The following is a 4,734-nucleotide window of genomic DNA, read 5'->3' as shown; positions in this document are numbered from 1 at the left end:
GGGCCGCGTCTTTTTTTAATATTAGACTGGCTCGGGGGCGCCCCCCCGGTCCATATTGCCGGCGGGGTCAGGGGACCGTCCCTGACCCGGCGCTCTGCCTGGGAGGTTGTAGCCGTCCGACCGCGCGCGACTGGCGGAACATGCATACGCGCTGCCGGACGGGGTCTTTGGTCCGCGGTGGCTGCGAATGGACGGGCGGGCTTCCTTCCCTCAGGTCGAGAAGGGAGCCGCCTGACCTTTACCACCGCACTGGCTCGCAGAGCCACCGCGGACTGCCCGCTTACCACGGGACCACCCCTCATCCGGGTCCGTGACGGTGCGGGCGTCGCGTCAGGGGAATGACCTCCCGTCATACCCCTGACGCAGCTGGGGAGTTCTAGTCCTCGCGCAGGGCGCGGACCGCCTCCTCCACGCGCTTGCCGTACTCGGCGTCGGCGGCGTGGAAGTGGGCCAGGTTCTTCTCGATGACGTCGTCGCGGGAGACCTGGGACAGGCCGCCGGCGATGTTCGCCACCAGACGGGACTTCTCCTCCTCCGACATCAGGCGGTACAGCTCGCCCGCCTGGAAGAAGTCGTCGTCCTTGGTGTGGGCCGGGGCCTCGTGCGTACCCGTGTAGCCGTTGACGGCGAGCGGGGCCGACAGGGCCTGGCCCGTCTCGGCGGGACCGTCGTACGAGTTGGGCTCGTAGTTCTTGCGGTCACGGCCGTACGCGTTGGACGCCATCAGACCGTCACGGCCGTAGTTGTCGGCCTTCGTCGCCTTCGGCGCGTTCACCGCGAGCTGGGTGTGGTTGACGCCCAGGCGGTAGCGGTGCGCGTCCGCGTAGGCGAACAGACGGCCCTGGAGCATCTTGTCGGGGGACGGACCGATGCCGGGGACGAAGTTGTTCGGGGAGAAGGCTGCCTGCTCCACCTCGGCGAACACGTTGTCCGGGTTGCGGTCGAGGACCAGGCGGCCCACGCGCTGCAGCGGGTAGTCCTTGTGCGGCCACACCTTGGTGAGGTCGAACGGGTTGAAGCGGTACTCCGCCGCTTCGGCCGCCGGCATGATCTGCACGTGCAGCGTCCAGGACGGGTTCACGCCGCGCTCGATGGCCTGGAGGAGGTCCGTCTGGTGCGAGTTCGGGTCCTTGCCCGCGATCTCGGCGCCCTGCTCCGAGGAGAGGCTGCGGATGCCCTGGTTCGTCTTGAAGTGGTACTTGACGAAGAAGGCCTCGCCCTGGGCGTTCGTCCACTGGTAGGTGTGCGAGCCGTAGCCGTTCATGTGGCGGTACGAGGCGGGGATGCCGCGGTCGCCCATCAGCCAGGTGATCTGGTGCGTCGCCTCGGGGGCGTGCGCCCAGAAGTCCCAGACGTTGTCCGCCTCCTGCTTGCCCGTGAACGGGTCGCGCTTCTGGGAGTGGATGAAGTCGGGGAACTTGATCGGGTCCTTGATGAAGAACACCGGGGTGTTGTTGCCGACGAGGTCGTAGTTCCCGTCCTCGGTGTAGAACTTCAGCGCGAAGCCGCGCGGGTCACGGACCGCGTCCGCGCCACCGAGGTTGTCGGCCACCGTGGAGAAGCGCAGGAACGTCTCGGTGCGCTTGCCGACGGTGTTCAGGAAGTCGGCCGAGGTGTACGCGGTGACGTCGTCCGTCACCTCGAAGTAGCCGTACGCGCCGGAACCGCGGGCGTGCACCACGCGCTCCGGGATGCGCTCCCGGTTGAAGCGGGCGAGCTTCTCAAGCAGGTGCTGGTCCTGGAGGAGAAGCGGGCCACCGACGCCGGCGGTGGCGGAGTTCTGGTTGTCGGCGACAGGAGCGCCGGACTCGGTCGTAAGCACGCGCTTCGACATGTGTCGGGTGGGCCTTCCGTGCGGGAACTGCTGAGGTGACGCGAGCGTAAGTACGCCTGAACAGCTACGTCAACAGTTTGTTGAAGTTGAGGTTATGGTTCCGGGCCGTGGCGACGCCTGGGCGCGACAGGACAGGTGTCAGCGCCGCCACGGCCCGGAAGTTCGGTCGAGCTCTTAGAGCTCGGCGCCCGACAGACGCTCCACGGAGCGCAGCAGGGCGGAGTGGTCGAGGCCGCCGTCGCCCTGCGCGCGCAGGGAGGCGACCAGCTGGGCGACCACGGCGCCGACGGGCAGCGCGGCACCGACATTGCGGGCGGCGTCGGTGACGATGCCCATGTCCTTGTGGTGCAGGTCGATCCGGAAACCGGGCTTGAAGTCGCGGTTCAGGAAGTTGTCCTTCTTGCGGGTCAGGACGGTCGAGCCCGCGAGCCCCCCGTTCAGGACGTCGAGCGCGGCGGTCAGGTCCACGCCCGACTTCTCCAGGAAGACCACGGCCTCGGCGCACGCCTGGATGTTCACGGCGACGATCAGCTGGTTGGCGGCCTTCACGGTCTGCCCCGAGCCGTGCGGACCGCACAGCACGATGGTCTTGCCGAGGGCGTCCAGAAGCGGCTTGGCCTCGTCGAAGTCGGCCTGCTCGCCACCGACCATGATCGACAGTACGGCCTCGATGGCACCGGCCTCGCCACCGGACACCGGGGCGTCCAGGACGCGGATGCCCTTGTCCTTGGCGGCCTTCGCCAGGTCCACGGAGGTCTGCGGGGTGATCGACGACATGTCGACGATCAGCGCGCCGGACCTCGCGTTCTCCAGGATGCCGTTCTCGCCGTACGCGATGGCCTCGACCTGCGGGGACGCGGGCACCATCGTGACGATGACGTCGGCGTCCTTGACGGCCTCGGCGATCGACGTGGCGGCGGTGCCGCCGGCGGCGCTGAGCCGGTCCAGCTTGTCCTGCTCAAGGGTGAAGCCGGTGACGGAGTAACCAGCCTTGATCAGGTTCTCGGACATGGGGGACCCCATGATGCCGAGTCCGATCCACGCGATCTTGGGAAGGTTGCTCATGGGTGGAGCCTTTCTGGAAACTGCGGGGTTACGGGTGGGTGGGCGGGAAAGATCCGCCGCGAAGCGGCGGCCTAGTCCGCGGTCGGCAGCCAGCCGAAGGACTCAGAGCTAGGACGGTCGCCGGCCTTGTACTCCAGCCCGACGTATCCCTCGTAACCGCCCTTACGGAGCTGATCCAGCAGCTCCTCAAGCGGCAGCGACCCCGTCCCCGGGGCCCCACGGCCGGGGTTGTCGGCGATCTGCACGTGCCCGGTCTGGGCGACGTACTGCTCGATGACAGCAGGCAGGTCCTCGCCATTCATGGACAGGTGGTAAAGGTCCATGAGGAACTTCGCGTTACCAAGCCCGGTAAGGGCATTCACCTTGTCCACCACGGCGATCGCCGCCGGCGCGCTGACGATCGGGCAGAGCGGCGACTCGGGCTTGTTGAGCGCCTCGATCAAGAGGATCGCACCGACCCGGTCGGCCTCCCGCGCCGCCAACGCCAGGTTTTCCAGCGCGAGTTCGTCCTGGACGGCGGGGTCCACGCCCTCCACCCGGTTGCCGTACAGCGCGTTCAGCGCCTTGCAGCCAAGCGACTGGGCGAAGTCCGCGGCCACCGAGAGGTTCGCACGGAACTTCTCGCTCTCCTCGCCGGGGATCGAAAGCGCGCCCCGGTCGGGGCCCGGCAGCTGCCCGGCGTAGAAGTTCAGGCCCACCAGCTGTACGCCGGCGTCCGTGATCGCGGCCCGCAGGGCGTCGAGCTCGGACTGCTCGGGGGTGGGGGCGTCGACCCAGGGCCACCACAGCTCGACCGCCGTGAAGCCCGCCGCGGCGGCGGCCGCGGGGCGCTCCAGGAGCGGGAGTTCCGTGAAGAGGATCGACAGGTTCACATTGAAGCGCTGGTCGGAGTATCCCATGGGGCTTCCGCGCTCCTTCCGTATTGCGGAAGTTAATTTCTGTCTGATGGAAGATTGCCGTCGAGGCTCCGCCCTTGTCAAGAGGGGCCTCCCGGAAATCGGAAACACGGCAGTAGGTTGAGCCCGTGCGATTGAGAGTGGAGTTCACGACCGAACCGTTCGACCTGGACGAGGCCCCGCCCCATGCGGTGGTGGCCCGCGAGGTCATTCAGGGAGCCGATCTCGACGCCGTGGACGTGGGTCCGTTCGGCAACACCGCGGAGGGTGGTGCCGACGAGGTCCTGACCGCCGTCGACGCCCTGCTGCGCAAGGCCCTGGCGGCGGGCGCCACGCGCGTCTCGCTCCAGGTGAACGTGCTCGGAGAGTCGGGGGAGGCCGCCGGATGACCGGGTCCAGAGACGACCACGACCCCTTCGTGGCCGCCGTCAAGCCGCTGGTGGACGCCATGGGCGGCGAGATGGTGCCGCCCTCCCAGGCGGGCACCGACGACGTCGTGCTCGCCTGGGAGGGGCGGGACGTCGTCGCCGTACGCCTTCCGCAGCTCGCGGACTCCCTCGACCACATCCTGCTGGCCCTGGAGCGCAAGCGGGGCATGCCGCTGTCCGAGCTCGACCGCAAGGCCAAGCAGGAGGTCGTACGGATACTCGAGGCGCGTGGCGCCTTCGCCGTACGGCATGGCGTGGAGACGGTCGCCGGCGCGCTCGGCGTCAGCCGTTTCACCGTCTACAACTACTTGAACCGCTCAACCTGAGCCCCAGCGGTTCGAGGAACCCCAGGTCATCGACCGCGTGAGGTCTACTAACGAGGCCGCCGTCCGGATACCCGACCGCGGTTTTATGTAAAGCCAAATTTTCAAAAAATTGTTTTCGTGGTGTTTCAGCTGGCGTTATCTATCCGCAGCCCGTCCAGCACAATGCCACGGAGGCGCCCCCTGCC

5 protein-coding genes are annotated in these 4,734 nt (G+C 67.8%); 2 read left to right on the top strand and 3 right to left on the bottom strand.

Annotated features, from left to right (window positions below; genetic code table 11):
• Positions 1–376 precede the first annotated feature (376 nt).
• The 3 genes from ACFWY6_RS44265 to ACFWY6_RS44255 all read right to left on the bottom strand — a co-directional run bounded on the left by ACFWY6_RS44265 (position 377) and on the right by ACFWY6_RS44255 (position 3,798).
• Positions 377–1,834: a catalase gene (locus tag ACFWY6_RS44265; protein WP_384703237.1), complete on the bottom strand. Its 1,458-nt coding sequence runs from the start codon at positions 1,832–1,834 to the stop codon at positions 377–379.
• A gap of 174 nt (positions 1,835–2,008) precedes the next feature.
• The gene (locus tag ACFWY6_RS44260; protein ID WP_384703234.1) at positions 2,009–2,899 is read right to left on the bottom strand and encodes a 2-hydroxy-3-oxopropionate reductase; all 891 of its coding nucleotides are present in this window, start codon (positions 2,897–2,899) and stop codon (positions 2,009–2,011) included.
• A 71-nt stretch (positions 2,900–2,970) separates the two neighbouring features.
• Entirely contained in the window at positions 2,971–3,798 is an 828-nt protein-coding gene (locus tag ACFWY6_RS44255) for a TIM barrel protein (protein ID WP_384703231.1), read from the bottom strand.
• Positions 3,799–3,923: 125 nt separating this feature from the next.
• On the opposite strand from ACFWY6_RS44255, the gene ACFWY6_RS44250 reads away from it, so the two are divergent.
• Together ACFWY6_RS44250 and ACFWY6_RS44245 are read left to right on the top strand one after the other, a co-directional pair.
• Positions 3,924–4,184 (top strand): hypothetical protein, encoded by a 261-nt coding sequence (locus ACFWY6_RS44250; RefSeq protein WP_266871818.1) that lies wholly within the window; start codon positions 3,924–3,926, stop codon positions 4,182–4,184.
• The gene (locus ACFWY6_RS44245) at positions 4,181–4,549 is read left to right on the top strand and encodes a helix-turn-helix domain-containing protein (RefSeq protein WP_384703228.1); all 369 of its coding nucleotides are present in this window, start codon (positions 4,181–4,183) and stop codon (positions 4,547–4,549) included. The genes ACFWY6_RS44250 and ACFWY6_RS44245 overlap by 4 nt, the downstream gene beginning before the upstream one ends.
• The last annotated feature ends 185 nt before the right edge of the window (positions 4,550–4,734 follow it).

Source organism: Streptomyces sp. NPDC059037 (genome assembly GCF_042740015.1).
Taxonomy (GTDB): Bacteria; Actinomycetota; Actinomycetes; order Streptomycetales; family Streptomycetaceae; genus Streptomyces.
Note: the sequence above shows the minus strand (reverse complement) of the source record. Positions and strands in the feature narration are given on the sequence as shown.

Coding starts and splice junctions, on each gene's coding strand:
- ACFWY6_RS44245 (WP_384703228.1), top strand. CDS start 4,181: ATGACCGGGTCCAGAGACGACCACGACCCCTTCGTGGCCGCCGTCAAG.
- ACFWY6_RS44265 (WP_384703237.1), bottom strand. CDS start 1,834: ATGTCGAAGCGCGTGCTTACGACCGAGTCCGGCGCTCCTGTCGCCGAC.
- ACFWY6_RS44255 (WP_384703231.1), bottom strand. CDS start 3,798: ATGGGATACTCCGACCAGCGCTTCAATGTGAACCTGTCGATCCTCTTC.
- ACFWY6_RS44260 (WP_384703234.1), bottom strand. CDS start 2,899: ATGAGCAACCTTCCCAAGATCGCGTGGATCGGACTCGGCATCATGGGG.